This is a genomic window from Streptomyces sp. NPDC058307, from assembly GCF_042880295.1.
Classification (GTDB): Bacteria; Actinomycetota; Actinomycetes; order Streptomycetales; family Streptomycetaceae; genus Streptomyces.
On sequence record NZ_JBHVYZ010000063.1, the window covers coordinates 34,582 to 50,261 of the forward strand.

Sequence of the window (15,680 nt, forward strand, 5' to 3'; positions counted from 1 at the left end):
TTCTTCATCTCTTCGGCGCAGGGTCTGCGCACCCATGTGCTCGGCAAGGAGGCTGTGCCATGTCCGCGTCCGATTCCGTACCGCGCGTCGGCGTCTGGCTGATCGGCGCCCGCGGTTCCGTCGCCACGACGGTCGTCGCGGGCTGTGCCGCCATGACCGCGGGCCTGCACCCGCCGACGGGCCTGATCACCGAGACCCCGCCCTTCACCGAGAGCGGCCTGCCCGCCCTGTCCGCCCTGGTCTTCGGCGGCCACGACACCCTGGACTGCCCGCTGCGCAAACGGGCGGAGGCCCTGGCGGCGGGCGGTGTCCTGCCGCACGGCCTGCCGACCGCGGTGAGCGCCGAACTCGCCGCCGCCGAACGGGAGATCAGACCAGGCGGCCCCCTCCCCGGCGACACCAGGACCGAGGAAGATCTGATCACCGCCTTCACCGCGGACATACGGTCCTTCGTACGACGGTGCCGGCTGACGCGCGCGGTCGTGGTGAACGTGGCCTCCACCGAGCCCGCCCCGGCCGGCGACGCCCTGCCCCCGAGCTCCCTCTACGCCGCGGCGGCCCTGCGGGCGGGCTGCGCGTATGTGAACTTCACGCCCTCCACGGGCCTGCACCACCCTTCCCTTCGGCGACAGTCCGAGTCCTCGGGCCTGCCGTTCGCGGGCCGCGACGGCAAGACCGGCCAGACCCTGCTCAGGTCCGTCCTGGGCCCCATGTTCACCCAACGCGCCCTGACGGTCCGGGCCTGGTCGGGCACCAATCTCCTCGGCGGCGGCGACGGAGCCTCCCTCGCCGACCCGGCGGCCGCCGCGGCGAAGAACGCCGGCAAGGAGCGCGTCCTGGCCGACACCCTCGCCACCACCCCCGAGGGCGAGGTCCACATCGACGAAGTCCCCGCCCTCGGCGACTGGAAGACCGCCTGGGACCACATCGCCTTCGACGGCTTCCTCGGCACCCGCATGATCCTGCAGACCACCTGGCAGGGCTGCGACTCCTCCCTGGCCGCACCGCTGGTACTCGACCTGGCCCGCCTGGCCGCCCGCGCTCAGGAGCGGGGCCTGTCCGGTCCGTTGGGCGAGCTGGGCTTCTACTTCAAGGACCCGGTGGGGCAGGGGCCTTCGGGACTGGGTGAGCAGTACGAGGAGTTGCTGGCCTTCGCGGAACGGCTCCGGGCCCAGCCTGCAGGCGGGTCGAGTCACGTCGGGGACCGAGGTTCTGACGGTCGTTCGGGGGAGTGGCGGTGAGGGCGGGCAGGCCAGCGGTGAATGGCCTGGCCGAGGGGGTGGGGGAGCCGACGACGTCCCCGACGGCGCCCCCGCCCCTGCGGGTCTCCTCCCAGCACACCGGACCACGGAGCCGCGCGTACCCCAACCGCTCCCACCGCGCCCGCGCCTGGGCTGAACTCCTGCGCCTCCCCGCTCTGTTCACCGTCCCCGGCGACGCCCTCGCCGGAGCGGCGGCAGTCTCCGCACGTCCCACTTCCCGCACCGTCCTCGCCATCGCGTCCTCCGTCTGCCTCTACGAGGCCGGCATGGCCCTCAACGACTGGGCCGACCGCGACGTGGACGCAGTGGAACGCCCCCATCGCCCCCTCCCCTCCGGCCGCATCCACCCCACGGCAGCCCTCGGCGCGGCCTGCGCACTCACCGGCGCGGGCCTCACCCTGGCGGCCTGCGCGGGCCGCCCCGCCCTCACGGTCGCGGTGCCCCTCGCCGCCACGGTCTGGGCGTACGACCTGGCCCTGAAGAACACCCCGGCAGGACCGTTCGCCATGGCGGCAGCACGAGGACTGGACCTGCTGCTCGGCGCGGCGGCGACAACCGGGGCCGGCACCGGGGACCGGAAGAGCGCGGTGGACAACGTGGTGCGCAGGCGCGGTGCGGGGCGTGCGGGCCAGGACATTGCCGCACAGGCCATGGGCGAGGGGGACCGGCGAGCCGTGGCGGATGCGTTGGCCCGGAAGGCCCGGTTGGCGAACGCAGGTGTCTTCGCTCCGAGGGCAGGCCTGGACGGTGCGGGCCGGAAGGCCGGTGCGTGCCGCGCGTGGGCCACGGCCGTCGCCGACGAGCCTCGGTCGGCCTGGGGTGCGGCAGCCGCTTCCGGCGCCGTACGCCGCATCCGCCGGGCCCTTCCTTCCGCCGCACTGCTCGGCGCCCACACTCTCGCCGTCACCACCGTCTCCCGCCGCGAAGCCCAGGGCGGCTCACCCCTGGCCCCCTTCGCAGCGCTCGCCGCGACCGCCGCACTGACGTGGACGCTGACCCGGCAGCGTTCGCTCCCCGCGGACCGGACCGACGGAAGCCGACGAGGTACCGGATCGCGCAGCCTGCCGGGTCCGGCGCCTCGCGCGAACCTGGCCGCCGCTGCGGTCCCCCACCTGACACACCGACCGCGGCAGCCCGGCGCCGGCTCCGAACCCCTCGACACGCGCACTGCCCTGCGCCTCGCCCTGGCCGCCGCCTACGCGACCACCACCGCCCGCTCCTACCTCCACGCCACCCTCAACCCCTCACCCCCGCTCACCCAACGAGCCGTCACCGCCGGCATCCGAGCCACGATCCCCCTCCAGGCCGCCCTCACCGCCCGCTCGGGCACGAAAGGCGCGACCGTCACAGCTCTGCTCACCACCGCCCTCGCCCCCTTGGCAGGACGCTTCGCGAGGAAGGTGAGCGTCACATGACCGCCCACCCCACCTCACCCCGGACCACCCCTGGCGTCAGCCCACTCCGTTTCGGCTACGGCACCAACGGTCTCGCGGACCTCCGTCTGGACGACGCCCTGGCCCTGCTCGCCGATCTCGGGTACGACGGTGTCGGACTGACTCTCGACCACATGCACCTGGACCCCCTCGCACCGGACCTCGCCGCACGCACCCGCCGCGTCGGGCGCCGACTGGACGCGCTCGGTCTGACGGTCACGGTCGAGACGGGCGCCCGCTATGTGCTGGACCCGCGCCGCAAGCACGGCCCCTCGCTGCTCGACCCCGACCCGGACGACCGCGCCCGCCGCGTCGATCTGCTCGTCCGGGCCGTCCAGGTCGCCGCCGACCTCGGCGCACACGCCGTGCACTGCTTCAGCGGCATCACCCCGACGGGCACGGACCCCGACACGGCGTGGAAACGCCTGGCCGAGACCCTCACCCCCGTCCTGGACACCGCCACCACCGCCGGCATCCCCCTCGCCGTCGAGCCCGAACCCGGCCACCTCCTCGCCACCCTCGCCGACTTCCACCACCTCCGTACCACCCTCGGCGACCCCGCAGTCCTCGGTCTGACCCTCGACATCGGCCACTGCCAGTGCCTCGAACCCCTGCCGCCCGCCGACTGCGTACGCGCCGCGGGCCCCTGGCTGCACCACGTCCAGATCGAGGACATGCGCCGAGGCGTCCACGAGCACCTCCCCTTCGGCGACGGCGACATCGACTTCCCGCCGGTCCTCGCCGCCCTGGCCGACACCGGCTACCGGGGCCTGACGGTCGTCGAACTGCCCCGCCACTCCCACGCGGGCCCCCACTTCGCCGAACTATCCCTCCCGTTCCTCCGACAGGCAGAGGCGCTCTCACAAGGAAGCACTCCATGACCCACGCCCACACCCACGCGCATGCCCACCAGGCAACCCCCGCCGCGGCGCACCAGGGCACCAACCTCGCCCGAACCCCGCTGCACGACCTGCACAGCCACCTCGCCGACCATCTCGGCGAAACCGCCCGCGCGTGGCTCGACCAGGCCCTCGACGAGGCCGCCGCCCATCCCGGCGCCCACGGCCCCATCTCCGTGTGGGAGCTGCGCCTCGCCGAGGCCGGACGGCGCTGCGGCCCCGAACACGCCGACGCGGCCCGCGTTCTCATCCTGCACGCGGCCCACGCCGACACCGCCGCCCTGACCCGGGTCTACACCCAGGGCACCGCCGCCGAACGCCGTGCCGTCCTGCACGCCCTGCCCCACCTCGTGCCCGGCCCCGAGGCCCTCCCGCTCGTCGAGGACGCCCTGCGCACCAACGACACCCGGCTCCTGGCCGCCGCCGTCGGCCCCTACGCCGCCCGCCACCTCGACGCCCACCAGTGGCGCCACGCCGTCCTGAAATGCCTGTTCACCGGCGTGCCGGTGGCCGAGGTGGCCGACCTGGACCGGCGGGCCCACGCGGACGCCGAACTCGCCCGCATGCTGGGCGACTACGCCGTCGAACGCACCGCCGCCGGCCGTCCCGTGCCCGAGGACCTGCACCGTGTCCTGACCCTGACCGACCCCACCGCCACCCCACCCGCGCCGGCCGCCGACCACGGCCCGAACGGCCCGAACGGCCCGAACGGCGGGGACGGCACCCACGGCAAGGAGTCCTGATGCGCATCTTCGACCCCCACATCCACATGACGTCCCGGACCACCGACGACTACCAGGCCATGCACGACGCCGGCGTCCGGGCCGTCGTCGAGCCGTCCTTCTGGCTGGGCCAGCCGCGGACCTCTCCCGCCTCCTTCCTCGACTACTTCGACTCCCTGCTGGGCTGGGAGCCCTTCCGCGCCGCCCAGTACGGAATCGCCCACCACTGCACCCTCGCCCTGAACCCCAAGGAGGCCAACGACCCGCGCTGCCTCCCCGTCCTCGACGAACTGCCCCGCTATCTCGTCAAGGACCAGGTCGTGGCCGTCGGCGAGATCGGCTACGACTCCATGACCCCGGCCGAGGACACCGCCCTCGCCGCCCAGCTCCAGCTCGCCGCCGACCACCAGCTGCCCGCGCTCGTCCACACCCCGCACCGCGACAAGCTCGCCGGTCTGCGCCGCACCCTCGACGTCGTCCGCGAGTCCGCCCTGCCGACGGACCGGGTCCTGGTCGACCACCTCAACGAGACCACCGTCAAGGAGGCCAAGGACAGCGGCTGCTGGCTCGGCTTCTCCGTCTATCCCGACACCAAGATGGACGAGGAGCGGATGATCGCGATCCTGCGCTCCTACGGCCCCGAACAGGTCCTGGTGAACTCCGCCGCCGACTGGGGCCGCAGCGATCCCCTCAAGACCCGCAAGGTCGGGGACCTGATGCTCGCCGAGGGCTTCACAGAGGACGACGTCGACCGCGTCCTGTGGCGCAACCCCGTCGCCTTCTACGGACTCAGCGGCCGGCTCGATCTCGACCTCGCGGCCACCGAAGCCACCCACGAGGGCAACTCCATCCTCCGCGGCGGGGCGTGAGCCATGCGCTTCCGCCACCCCGACGGCACCACCGTCCACCTCGCCTACTGCACCAACGTCCACCCCGCCGAAACCCTCGACGGCGTCCTCGCCCAGCTCCGCGACCACTGCGAACCCGTCCGCCGCCGCCTCGGCCGCGACCGCCTCGGCATCGGACTGTGGCTCGCCCGCGACGCCGCCCACGCCCTGGTCAGCGACCCCTCCGCACTGCGCGAACTGCGTTGCGAACTCGACCGCCGCGGCCTCGAAGTCGTCACCCTCAACGGCTTCCCCTACGAGGGATTCGGCGCCGAAGAGGTCAAGTACCGCGTCTACAAGCCGGACTGGACCGACCCCGAACGCCTCGACCACACCACCGCCCTGGCCCGCGTCCTCACCGGCCTCCTGCCCGAGGACGTCACCGAGGGCAGCATCTCCACCCTGCCGCTGGCCTGGCGCACCGGCTACGACGACGGAAGCGCCGACAAGGCCCGCACCGCCCTGCTCACCCTCGCCGAACGCCTCGACGCCCTCCAGGAGCTGACCGGCCGCTCCGTCCGCGTCGGCCTCGAACCCGAACCCGGCTGCGTCGTCGAGACCACCGGTGACGCCATCACCCCACTGGCCTCGATCTCCCACGACCGCATCGGCATCTGCGTCGACACCTGCCACCTCGCCGCCTCCTTCGAAGACCCGCAGACCGCCCTGGACGCGCTCACCGCGGCCCGCGTCCCCGTCGTCAAAACCCAGCTCTCCGCCGCCCTGCACGCCGAACACCCCCACCTGCCCGAGGTCCGCGAGGCACTCGCCGCCTTCGACGAACCCCGCTTCCTGCACCAGACCCGCACCAGCACGTCCGCCGGCCTGCGCGGTACCGACGACCTCGGCGAGGCCCTCGCCGGCGACGCCCTGCCCGACGGATCACCCTGGCGCGCCCACTTCCACGTCCCCCTGCACGCGGCCCCCGCCACACCCCTCACCTCCACTCTCCCCGTCCTCAAGTCCGCCCTGACCCGGCTCGTCGGCGGCCCGCACCCCCTCACCCGCCACCTGGAGGTCGAGACCTACACCTGGCAGGCCCTCCCACCCGAACTGCGCCCCCGCAGCCGCACCCAGCTCGCCGACGGCATCGCCGCCGAACTCACCCTCACGCGCGACCTGCTGACCGACCTCGGCCTGAAGGAGCTGCCGTGAACCACCAACCTCCGCAGGCGGGGCCGACTCCTCTCCTCGTCCTCGACGTCGTCGGCCTCACCCCCCGCCTCCTCCACCACATGCCCCACCTCAAGTCCCTCGCCCGCTCCGGCTCCCACGCCCCGCTCGAGACCGTCCTGCCCGCCGTCACCTGCGCCGCCCAGTCCACCTTCCTCACCGGCACCCACCCCTCCGAGCACGGCATCGTCGGCAACGGCTGGTACTTCCGCGAGCTCGGCGACGTACTCCTGTGGCGTCAGCACAACGGTCTGGTCGCCGGCGACAAGCTCTGGGACGCCGCCCGCCGCGCCCACCCCGGCTACACCGTCGCCAACATCTGCTGGTGGTACGCCATGGGCGCCGACACCGACATCACCGTCACCCCCCGTCCCGTCTACTACGCCGACGGCCGCAAGGAACCCGACTGCTACACCCGCCCCCCGGCCCTGCACGACGAACTCACCGACAGACTCGGCACCTTCCCCCTCTTCCACTTCTGGGGACCCGGCGCGGACCTGGTCTCCAGCCAGTGGATCATCGACGCGACCCGCCACATCATGGGCACCCGCCACCCCGACCTGACGCTCTGCTACCTCCCTCACCTCGACTACGACCTGCAACGCTTCGGCCCCGACGACCCACGCTCCCTCAAAGCCGCCGCCGATCTGGACCGGGCCCTGGCCCCGCTCCTGGACGACGCCCGCGCGCAAGGCCGTACCGTCGTCGCGCTGTCCGAGTACGGCATCACCCGCGCGGACCGGCCCGTCGACATCAACCGCGCCCTGCGCCGCGCCGGACTCCTGGAGGTGCACACACAGGACGGCATGGAGTACCTCGACCCGATGGCCTCCCGGGCCTTCGCGGTCGCCGACCACCAGATCGCCCACGTCTATGTGCGCCGCCCCGAGGACCTGGACGCCACCCGGGCCGCCCTCGACGGCCTGCCCGGCATCGAGCAACTCCTCGACGACGAGGGCAAGAAGGCCCACCACCTCGACCACCCGCGCTCCGGCGAACTCGTCGCCGTGGCGGAGCCGGACGCCTGGTTCACGTACTACTACTGGCTCGACGACGACCACGCGCCCGACTTCGCGCAGCTGGTCGAGATCCACCGCAAACCCGGCTACGACCCGGTCGAACTCTTCATGGACCCGCTCGACCCCTACGTCAAGGTCAAGGCGGCCACCGCGCTGGCCCGCAAGAAACTCGGCCTGCGCTATCGCATGGCGGTCGTGCCCCTCGACCCGTCACCTATTCGCGGCAGCCACGGCCGCCTTCCCGAGAGCGACGACGACGGTCCGCTCCTCATCTGCTCCACCCCCCGCGCCGTCGGCGACCGCATCGCGGCCACCGACGTGAAGTCACTCCTGCTCCGACTGGCCGGTCTTTCCGGACTGCTCACCAGTGAAGCACCCACCACTGACAACGCCCTCTGACCCCGGCCCTTTGACCCCGGCCCTTTGACCCCGAGGAGAACCCAGACATGAGCCGCATGTTCCAGCCCGACCCCGAACTCACCCACCGCCTCACCAGACGAGGCATGCTCGGCGTGGCGGCGGGCGCCACCGCCGCCGCCCTGCTCGGCACCGCGGCGTCCCCCGCGGGCGCGGCCACCGGATCCACCACCGCGACCGGCGCCGCGACCGGCACCACCGGGCACGGCCGAGGCCGCCCCGTCCTGCCCCCCGGCCGCCTCGGCATCCAGCTCTACAGCCTCCGCGACAAGGTCTCCACGCTCGGCTTCGCCCCCGTCTTCGCCGAACTGGAGAAGTACGGCTACGACGAGGTCGAGTTCGCCGGCTACACCCAGGGCTCGGCCGGACCGATCACCCTCGCCCAGCTCAAGCGCCTGGCCCGCGACCACGGCCTGACCCCGATCGGCAGCCACGTCGGCTACTACTCCGACGACCCGAACGCCTACACCTTCGCCCAGAACCTCACCAAGGTCCTCGACGACGCCCAGGCCCTCGGCCTCAAGCACATCGGCACCGCCTCGGGACCGTTCCGCTACGGCTCGACCGTCGACGCGTGGAAGCGCGCCGCCGAGGAGTTCAACACCTACGGCGCCGCGGCGAGGGCACGCGGCATGAAGTTCTACCAGCACAACCACTCCGAGGAGTTCTCCTTCGCCACCGACAACCCGAAGGTCCGCCTCTACGACGTGCTGCTCAGGGAGACCGACCCCGACCTGGTGTTCCTGGAGATGGACATCTTCTGGGCGTACTCCGGCCAGTTCCGCTTCTCCAAGCGGCCCGACGGCACACCCGCCCCCTTCGAACCCCTGAACTACGTCCTCAGGCAGCCCCACCGCTACCCGCTCTTCCACGTCAAGGACGGAGTGAGCGACCCGGCCAACACCTACGGCTACCGCATGACCGACGTCGGCGACGGCGACATCGACTACCAGAAGTTCATCTCGGCCGTGACCCGGCTGCGCGGCGAGCGCCTCGCCCACCACTGGCAGGCCGAGCACGACCAGCCCGCCGAGTCCCTCACGTTCGCCCGCCGCTCCAGCGCCTACCTGCACTCGCTGCGGGAGAAGTGCTGACGGCACACGAGTGAGGCGGGACCCCGAGGGCGCAGGGGGCGCTCCCCGCCGGTCGGGGTCCCGCCGTTCGTGCAGCGGGCAGAACCGGCAGCCCTGAGCGGCGGTGACGGCCGCCAGGGTGACACGATCCTCGCCCGCGTACACGTTCATGGAGTGGCCGCGCAGGAAGCCGGCCAGGGTCAGAACGGTCTGGAGGGCGCGGCCGCCGAGTCGTCAAGCCGCGCGAAGCCGGTGGGGGAGGCTCGCGAGCAGGTCGGGATCGACACGGACCGGGGGAGTGCCGGTTCCCAGGTGACCAGGGTGTCCGGACGGGGCGTGACCGCCCCGTCCGGATGCGGATCACCGCCCGCCGTTCCGTGCCTCGTCCCATGTCCGGTCTCACCTCCGCTGTCCGGTCTCACCTCCGCACCGCCACGACGGGCGTCTTCTCGATCCGGATCGCGGCGGCCTCGAACTCCACGGCCCCAGCGACCGGGCAACCGGCCCTTGCCGCAGCCTGCCTGACGTCCGTCCCGGCCGGTTGGCCGCCGGTCATGAACGCCAGACCGGGCCGCAGCGCCGGATCCACCCACACCGGCGCCTCCGTCGAGCCCAGCCGGGTCGCGACCCGCACCTGTTCCCCGACCACCACGCCGTAGCTCTCGGCGTCCTCCGGACTCAGCTCGACACACTCGGCCCGCCGCAGCGACGACGCCGAACCACCTTTCAGCAGGCGGATATTGGACGAATCCAGACGGCGCCCCTTGGTGAGCCGGACCGGATACGCCTCGTCCGTCAGCTCGACGGGAGGGTCATGCCGGACGAGGTGGAAGGGGATGCGCGGCTCCCGATCGTCGTGACCGCGCCCGGTGAGCAGCGACAGGTTGAGCAGCGACAGGTTGAGCAGCGCGCGGGCCTCCTCGCCCTCGATGCCATCGCCTGGCAGTAACGGTCCACCGCACGCGTAGGTGTGCGCCAACTCCCGTAGAGCAGCGGCCGGTACGCCCGTCACCTTCACCGCGAGCGACACCGTCCACGGCTCGACGAGCTGCCTGTATTCCTCGAAACCGGAGGTCGAACGCTCGATGAAGTCCCGGTCGGCCAGCCCCGCCCGGATGATCTCCCGGCCGATCGCATGGGCCATCGGGACCTCGGTGCCGGCGTTCGGCCGGGTCCGAGGTCCCGACTCGGTGGCGTAGGTGCCCGGTTCCGTCATGCGGCGGACCGGAGCGCGAGGAGGTCGGAGAGGGCGTGGACGGTACGCAGCGTGGGCACGTCCACACCGGTGATCTCCGCCAGCTCGATGACGGCGGTGAGCAGGACGTCGAGTTCCAGGGGTTTGCCACGCTCCAGGTCCTGGAGCGTGGAGGTGCGGTGGTCGCCGACGCGTTCGGCACCGGCGAGACGGCGTTCGATGGAGACGCCGACGGTGCAGCCGAGGGCCTCGGCTACCGCGAGGGTCTCGGCCATCATCGTCTCGATGACCTTGCGTGTGCCACCGTGCAGGCACATCTGGCGCATGGTGGCACGGGCCAGTGCGCTGATGGGGTTGAAGGAGATGTTGCCCAGCAGCTTGAGCCAGATGTCGTCCCGCAGGTCCGGTTCGACCGGGCACTTGAGCCCACCGGCCTGCATGGCCTCGCTGATGGCCTGGCAGCGGGGTGAGAGGCTGCGGTCGGGCTCCCCGATGGAGAACCGGGTGCCTTCCAGGTGCCGTACGACACCTGGTGCTTCGAGCTCGGTCGCCGCGTAGACGACACAGCCGATGGCCCGGGAGGGCGCGAGCACCGCACTGACCGCGCCGCCCGGGTCCACGCTGTCGATGCGGTGGCCGTCGTGTGGGCCGCCGTGCCGGTGGAAGTACCACCAGGGAATGCCGTTCTGGGCCGCGATGACCGCGGTGGTGTCGGTGAGAAGGGGCTCGATGAGCGGCCCGCACGCCGCGTACGAGTTGGCCTTCAGACCGAGGAAGACGTAGTCGACCGGGCCGATCTCGGCCGGGTCGTCGGTGGCGTGGGCACGGGCGGTGAAGTCACCGCGCGGGCTGAGGACTTGGACACCGTGCTCCCGCAGGGCCGCCAGATGCGGACCGCGGGCGATGAGATGGACGTCGGCACCGGCGCGGTGGAGTGCCGCGCCGACGTAGGCGCCGATGGCTCCGGCGCCGAGGACTGCGACTTTCATGGGTGGAAGCTCCGTTCGGTGAGGGTGACCGAGGAACTGCCGACTTTGTCGACTGGATATTGTCTACAGGATGGAGCGAGGGCTCAGCAAGAGTCGCGACGTCATCAAGGTGCGTGAGCTGCCGCATGAGCTGCTGCTACGCGACCGTATGAGCTGCACTCGCGGTGGTTGTGCGCCGTAGACTGTAGGCGAAAACCAATTCATACTCTGCTCTCAGCTCTGCAGCGACGACGCTGCACAGGAGGGACCGCGATGTTGCCGACCACAGGACTGCCGTACGGAACGGTGCCCAGGCTCGAGCGACCCGGCCCGCTGCGTGACCGCGTGTACGAGGCGTTGCTCGAGCTGATCACGACGCGTGCTCTGCAGCCGGGTCAGCATTTGGTGGAGAGTGAGCTGGCGGGTCATTTGGGGGTGTCGCGGCAGCCGGTGCGGGAGGCGTTGCAGCGGTTGAACACCGAGGGGTGGGTGGATCTGCGGCCGGCTCAGGGGGCGTTCGTGCATGAGCCGACGGATGAGGAGGCGGATCAGCTCCTGACGGTACGCACCCTGTTGGAGGCTGAGGCGGCTCGGCTGGCTGCCGCGAATGCGGGCAGTGCGGGTGTCGCGGCGCTGGAGGCGTTGTGCGCTGAGGGGGAGAAGGCGGTCGAGGCGGATGATGTGGACGCCGCGGTCGCTTTGAATGCCCGGCTGCATGCGCTGGTCATGGAGTTGGCGGGCAATGCGGTTCTGGCGGAGTTGGCGGGGCAGGTGGATCGTCGGGTGCGGTGGTATTACACGCCGGTGGCCCGTCAGCGTGGCCGGCAGTCGTGGATCGAGCACCGTGAACTGATCGCGGCAATCGCTGCCCGGGATGAGCGGCGTGCCACCGATCTGATGCGGGAACACATCGAACACACGCGGAAGATGTACCACGACCGCGAGAAGTAGCCGATGACGCGGACCGGCTTACGGCCGAGCCGACCACCCCGCGGGGCGGTCAGGGGCCAGTAGTCCACAGCACGAACCTTCACGGGTCGGCAGCCGACGACGTGGACTGGTTCCCGGGCCAGTAGCCCGCGACGCGGGCCGACTCACGGGCCAGTAGCCCACCGCACGGGTTTCACCGCGCGGGCCGAATCAGGGGCCCGTAGCCCACCGCACGGGCTCCGCCGCGTGGGCCGACTCACGGGCCAGTAGCCCACCGCACGGGCTCCACCGTACGAGCCGACTCACGGGCCCGTAGCCCATGACGCAGGTCGGTCCAACAGGCCAATGCCTCACAGCGCACGCCCGTTCAACGGACCAAGTACCCCACAGTGCACGCCCGTTCAACGGATCGGTACCCAGGACACGGGACCGGTTCACGGATCAAGCAACCCAACGCCTCGCCCCGCCCCGCCCGACCCGCTGTGCTCAGGCCGCGGCCTGTGACTGTGGCGCCGATGCTCCGGTTCGGGGCCGTCCCGGCTGTCGTAGCAGCAGAGCGATCGCCGCCGCGACCATCGAGGTGACGCCGGCCAGGGCGTATGCCCCGTCATAGCCCCACGCCGCGACGACCATCGAGCCCAGGCCGCCACCGAACAGGCCGCTGATCAGCTTGCCGCTGTACACCAGCCCGTAGTTGGAGGCGTTGTAGTTCTCCCCGAAGTAGTCCGGGGTGAGCGCCGCGAACAGCGGGTAGAACGCGCCGCCGCCGAACCCGGACAGGAACGCGAAGACCAGGAACAACGGCTCGCTCTTGATGTCACCCGCCCAGATCACTCCGAACTGCGCGAGCCCCAGGACGACGATCACGAACACGAGGGTGGACTTGCGGCCCCACTTGTCGGACAACCAGCCCACCACCCCGCGCCCGACGCCGTTGATGACCGCCATGACACCCATCGAGGAGGCCGCCACCAGAGGACCGAAGCCGATCTCCTTCGCGTAGTCGACCTGGAAGGAGATCCCGAAGATCGACACGCCCGCGGTCATGACGAGGGCGATCCACATGAGAGGAAGCATGCCCGTCCTGACGGCCTCCTTCGGCGTGTACTGCCGTACCGCCGGAGGGTTCTTGGCGAGGGCGCCGCCCCCCTTCTCGCTGCCGCCGTGGGTGAGCGGGTCGATGTCCGCGGGCCACCAGTTCTTCGGCGGGTCCTTGAAGAAGAACGCGCACCCGACGACCACGATCAGGATGTAGCAGCCGATGAGGTCCAGCACGCGGTGGTAATTGGCCGTGTCGAAGCCGTAGTTGAAGATGAAGATGAAAGGAAGTGAGCCGTACGCGAAGCCGCCGTTGACGAAGCCGGTCTTGGCGCCCCGGCGTTCGGGGAACCACTTGCCGACCATGTTGATGCAGGTCGCGTAGACCAGCCCGGCGCCGATTCCCCCGACGACGCCGAATCCGAGGATCGCCAGCAGGACGTTGTCCAGGTGCGACAGGGCGAGGAATCCGACCAGGCACATGCCCGAGCCGATGTACATGGCCTTGCGGGCGGTCAGGATGCCCTTCTCCCGCAGCCAGCCCGCCGGGAAGGCGATGCCGGCCTGGAAGAAGACCCAGACACTGAGGATCCAGAAGGTGTTGCTCTGCGTCCAGCCGTGGGCGTGGGACAGGGTGTCCTCGGCCGAGCCGTACGCGTACTCGAAGACGCTGATGGCCATCATGGTGAGCCAGGGCAGATACACCATGAGCTTGCGTGAGTGGCCGAGGATGTCCCGGTCGGTCTCGCCGATGCGGTAGACACGGCCGTTGGCGTCGGTCACTTCTCGGTAGGGACGATGTGCGGCGGTGGAGAGTGCGGTCTTGTCGGTGTCGCTGCGTGCTGCGTACGGATCTGCCGTCATGTCAGGCCATTTCCTCGCCGAGCGGTTGCGGGTTGGGGACGGTCCGACGGCTGGCCTGGGGCCTGCCGGGCGCCTTCAGGAACAGCGCGAGGACCGCGGACGCCAGGCCTATGGAGCCGGCGATGACGAACGCGCCCTGGTAGTCCCAGGCGCCGACCACGATCGAGCCGACACCGGAGCCGACGAGCCCCGAGATGAGCTTCGAGCTGTAGACCATGCCGTAGTTGGAGGCGTTGTTGTTCTCACCGAAGTAGTCCGCGGTCATCGCGGCGAACAGCGGGAAGATCGCGCCGCCGCCGAAGCCGGAGACCATGGAGCAGAAGAGGAAGAACGGCATGCTGCCCATCTGGCCGGAGACCAGCACACCGAACTGCGCGGTGCCCAGCACCAGACACACGATGATCAGCGTGTTGCGGCGCCCGAACTTGTCGGAGATCCAGCCGATGACCCCGCGCCCGGTGCCGTTGACGATCGCCTTCAGTGACATCGCCGTGGCCACGATCCCGCCCGCGAAGCCCATGTCCTTGCCGAACGGCACCTGGAAGGCGATGCCGAAGATGTTGATCCCGGCCGTGCACAGCAGGCAGAACCACATCATCCACAGGACGGGCGTCCGCGCCGCCTCCTTCGGGGTGTACTGCTTGACGGCCGGCGGGTTCTTCTCCAGCGCCCGCCGGATCTTCGGGTCGTCGGTCATCCTCAGCGGGTCGACGTGCGGCGGCCACCAGTTCTTCGGCGGGTCCTTGAAGAACCAGCCCGCGAACGCCACCACCGAGCAGCACACGAGGCCCACCGTCACCAGGACGCCCCGGTAGTTGCTCAGGTCCATGTACGAGGTGAACAGGAACACGAAGGGCACCGAGCCGTAGGCGAAACCGCCGTTGACCATGCCGGTCTTGCCGCCCTTGCGCTCCGGGAACCACTTGCCGACCATGTTCACGCAGGTCGCGTAGACAAGACCGGCGCCGATACCGCTGCACACACCGAAGCCCAGGTAGGCGACGATCACGTTCGGTGCGAACGCGAGCGACAGATAGCCGAGGACGGTGCCCAGCGCGCCGAGCATCATCGCGTAGCGGGCCGGAAGCTTCCCGCTCTCCCTGAGCTGCCCGGCCGGGAAGGCCACGGCCGCCTGGAAGAACACCCAGACGCCCATCAGCCAGAAGATGTGCCCACTGCTCCACAGATGCGCTTCATGCAGGGTGTCCTCGGCCGACGTGAACGCGTACTCCGAGGAACTGATGCCCAGCATGCCCATCCACGGGAAGAGCACCATGGTCCATCGTGGTCGTCCCATGATGTGCCGGTCGGTCTCGCCGATCCGGTACACGCGGCCGTTGCGGTCCGTCACCTCCCTGAAGGTGGCGGACGACGAGTAGTCGACGGTTGTCATAGTCTTCAAGCACTCCTTGCGTCGAAAGATCTGGCCAGCGCCCCCTGTCCAAATGCCTTTCGTGCGCGCACGGATCCCCGGGGTCCACCGACGCGCATCGCCGGACCCCGTGCTTGTTCAGGTCATGGACCACCGCCCGACGGCCCGGGAACGTGGCTCCGGTTCACCACGTCAGATCACCCCGCCCGACCTGAGAAGCCGCAACTCCTCGTCACCGAGACCGAGTTCGCCGATGTATATCTCCTCGTTGTGTTGGCCGAGGAGGGGTGGGGTGGTGATGGTGGTGGGGGAGTCGGAGAGTTTGAGGGGGTTGCCGACCGTGGTGAACGTGCCCCGCTCGGGGTGGTCCACTTCGACGATCATGTCGTTCGCGGCGAGCGAGGCGTCCTCGATGATCTCTTTGGGGG

Annotated in this window: 13 protein-coding genes and 2 pseudogenes; 9 read left to right on the plus strand and 6 right to left on the minus strand. The window is 70.7% G+C overall.

The genetic code is table 11. The features are described from left to right. Positions 1 to 59: 59 nt before the first annotated feature. Genes ACFVYN_RS33160 through ACFVYN_RS33195 form a run of 8 tightly spaced genes read left to right on the plus strand, consistent with a single transcriptional unit; the run spans position 60 to position 8,906 of the window. Positions 60 to 1,241, plus strand: coding sequence for an inositol-3-phosphate synthase (locus ACFVYN_RS33160; protein WP_390005446.1), 1,182 nt, complete (start codon positions 60 to 62; stop codon positions 1,239 to 1,241). 17 nt (positions 1,242 to 1,258) lie between these two features. Further along, complete coding sequence (locus ACFVYN_RS33165; protein WP_390005448.1) at positions 1,259 to 2,677, plus strand: SCO3242 family prenyltransferase; 1,419 nt, start codon at positions 1,259 to 1,261, stop codon at positions 2,675 to 2,677. Next, positions 2,674 to 3,576, plus strand: coding sequence for a sugar phosphate isomerase/epimerase family protein (locus tag ACFVYN_RS33170; RefSeq protein ID WP_390005450.1), 903 nt, complete (start codon positions 2,674 to 2,676; stop codon positions 3,574 to 3,576). The genes ACFVYN_RS33165 and ACFVYN_RS33170 overlap by 4 nt, the downstream gene beginning before the upstream one ends. Continuing rightward, positions 3,573 to 4,337 carry an EboA domain-containing protein gene (locus ACFVYN_RS33175; RefSeq protein WP_390005453.1) on the plus strand — a complete coding sequence of 255 codons (765 nt, stop codon included), beginning with the start codon at positions 3,573 to 3,575 and terminating at the stop codon, positions 4,335 to 4,337. The genes ACFVYN_RS33170 and ACFVYN_RS33175 overlap by 4 nt, the downstream gene beginning before the upstream one ends. Continuing rightward, positions 4,337 to 5,185 (plus strand): TatD family hydrolase, encoded by an 849-nt coding sequence (locus ACFVYN_RS33180; protein ID WP_390005455.1) that lies wholly within the window; start codon positions 4,337 to 4,339, stop codon positions 5,183 to 5,185. The genes ACFVYN_RS33175 and ACFVYN_RS33180 overlap by 1 nt, the downstream gene beginning before the upstream one ends. Before the next feature lie 3 nt (positions 5,186 to 5,188). Further along, a complete protein-coding gene (gene eboE / locus ACFVYN_RS33185; protein ID WP_390005457.1) occupies positions 5,189 to 6,358 on the plus strand; it encodes a metabolite traffic protein EboE in 1,170 nt (389 codons plus the stop codon). Next, a complete protein-coding gene (locus tag ACFVYN_RS33190) occupies positions 6,355 to 7,794 on the plus strand; it encodes an alkaline phosphatase family protein (protein ID WP_390005460.1) in 1,440 nt (479 codons plus the stop codon). Before eboE ends, ACFVYN_RS33190 begins: the two co-directional genes overlap by 4 nt. 47 nt (positions 7,795 to 7,841) lie before the next feature. Further along, positions 7,842 to 8,906 (plus strand): sugar phosphate isomerase/epimerase family protein, encoded by a 1,065-nt coding sequence (locus tag ACFVYN_RS33195; protein ID WP_390005462.1) that lies wholly within the window; start codon positions 7,842 to 7,844, stop codon positions 8,904 to 8,906. Between the two features lie 281 nt (positions 8,907 to 9,187). On the opposite strand, the pseudogene ACFVYN_RS33200 reads toward ACFVYN_RS33195, so the two are convergent. The 3 genes and pseudogenes from ACFVYN_RS33200 to ACFVYN_RS33210 form a co-directional block, all read right to left on the minus strand. Next, positions 9,188 to 9,276: pseudogene (locus tag ACFVYN_RS33200) on the minus strand (sulfurtransferase FdhD); the annotation flags it as partial. A 27-nt stretch (positions 9,277 to 9,303) separates the two neighbouring features. Continuing rightward, positions 9,304 to 10,050, minus strand: a pseudogene (locus ACFVYN_RS33205) (molybdopterin dinucleotide binding domain-containing protein); the annotation flags it as partial. Between the two features lie 47 nt (positions 10,051 to 10,097). After that, a complete protein-coding gene (locus ACFVYN_RS33210) occupies positions 10,098 to 11,069 on the minus strand; it encodes a 2-dehydropantoate 2-reductase (RefSeq protein WP_390005464.1) in 972 nt (323 codons plus the stop codon). A gap of 255 nt (positions 11,070 to 11,324) precedes the next feature. Between ACFVYN_RS33210 and ACFVYN_RS33215 the strand changes: the two genes are divergently transcribed. Continuing rightward, positions 11,325 to 11,999, plus strand: a complete 675-nt coding sequence (locus ACFVYN_RS33215; RefSeq protein WP_390005473.1) for a GntR family transcriptional regulator — start codon at positions 11,325 to 11,327, stop codon at positions 11,997 to 11,999. Between the two features lie 465 nt (positions 12,000 to 12,464). Here the strand turns inward: ACFVYN_RS33215 and ACFVYN_RS33220 are convergent, their stop codons facing one another. From ACFVYN_RS33220 to ACFVYN_RS33230, 3 genes are all read right to left on the minus strand, one after another. Then, complete coding sequence (locus ACFVYN_RS33220; protein ID WP_390005466.1) at positions 12,465 to 13,880, minus strand: OFA family MFS transporter; 1,416 nt, start codon at positions 13,878 to 13,880, stop codon at positions 12,465 to 12,467. Position 13,881: 1 nt separating this feature from the next. Further along, positions 13,882 to 15,273 (minus strand): OFA family MFS transporter, encoded by a 1,392-nt coding sequence (locus tag ACFVYN_RS33225; RefSeq protein WP_390005475.1) that lies wholly within the window; start codon positions 15,271 to 15,273, stop codon positions 13,882 to 13,884. Between the two features lie 171 nt (positions 15,274 to 15,444). Beyond that, on the minus strand, positions 15,445 to 15,680 hold a 236-nt coding region (locus ACFVYN_RS33230), incomplete at its 5' end, for a CoA transferase (RefSeq protein WP_390005468.1).

Excerpts from the sequence above, each read along its gene's own strand:
- ACFVYN_RS33210 (WP_390005464.1), bottom strand. The coding sequence starts at position 11,069 with ATGAAAGTCGCAGTCCTCGGCGCCGGAGCCATCGGCGCCTACGTCGGC.
- eboE (WP_390005457.1), top strand. The coding sequence starts at position 5,189 with ATGCGCTTCCGCCACCCCGACGGCACCACCGTCCACCTCGCCTACTGC.
- ACFVYN_RS33170 (WP_390005450.1), top strand. The coding sequence starts at position 2,674 with ATGACCGCCCACCCCACCTCACCCCGGACCACCCCTGGCGTCAGCCCA.
- ACFVYN_RS33225 (WP_390005475.1), bottom strand. The coding sequence starts at position 15,273 with ATGACAACCGTCGACTACTCGTCGTCCGCCACCTTCAGGGAGGTGACG.
- ACFVYN_RS33195 (WP_390005462.1), top strand. The coding sequence starts at position 7,842 with ATGAGCCGCATGTTCCAGCCCGACCCCGAACTCACCCACCGCCTCACC.
- ACFVYN_RS33175 (WP_390005453.1), top strand. The coding sequence starts at position 3,573 with ATGACCCACGCCCACACCCACGCGCATGCCCACCAGGCAACCCCCGCC.
- ACFVYN_RS33160 (WP_390005446.1), top strand. The coding sequence starts at position 60 with ATGTCCGCGTCCGATTCCGTACCGCGCGTCGGCGTCTGGCTGATCGGC.
- ACFVYN_RS33220 (WP_390005466.1), bottom strand. The coding sequence starts at position 13,880 with ATGACGGCAGATCCGTACGCAGCACGCAGCGACACCGACAAGACCGCA.
- ACFVYN_RS33180 (WP_390005455.1), top strand. The coding sequence starts at position 4,337 with ATGCGCATCTTCGACCCCCACATCCACATGACGTCCCGGACCACCGAC.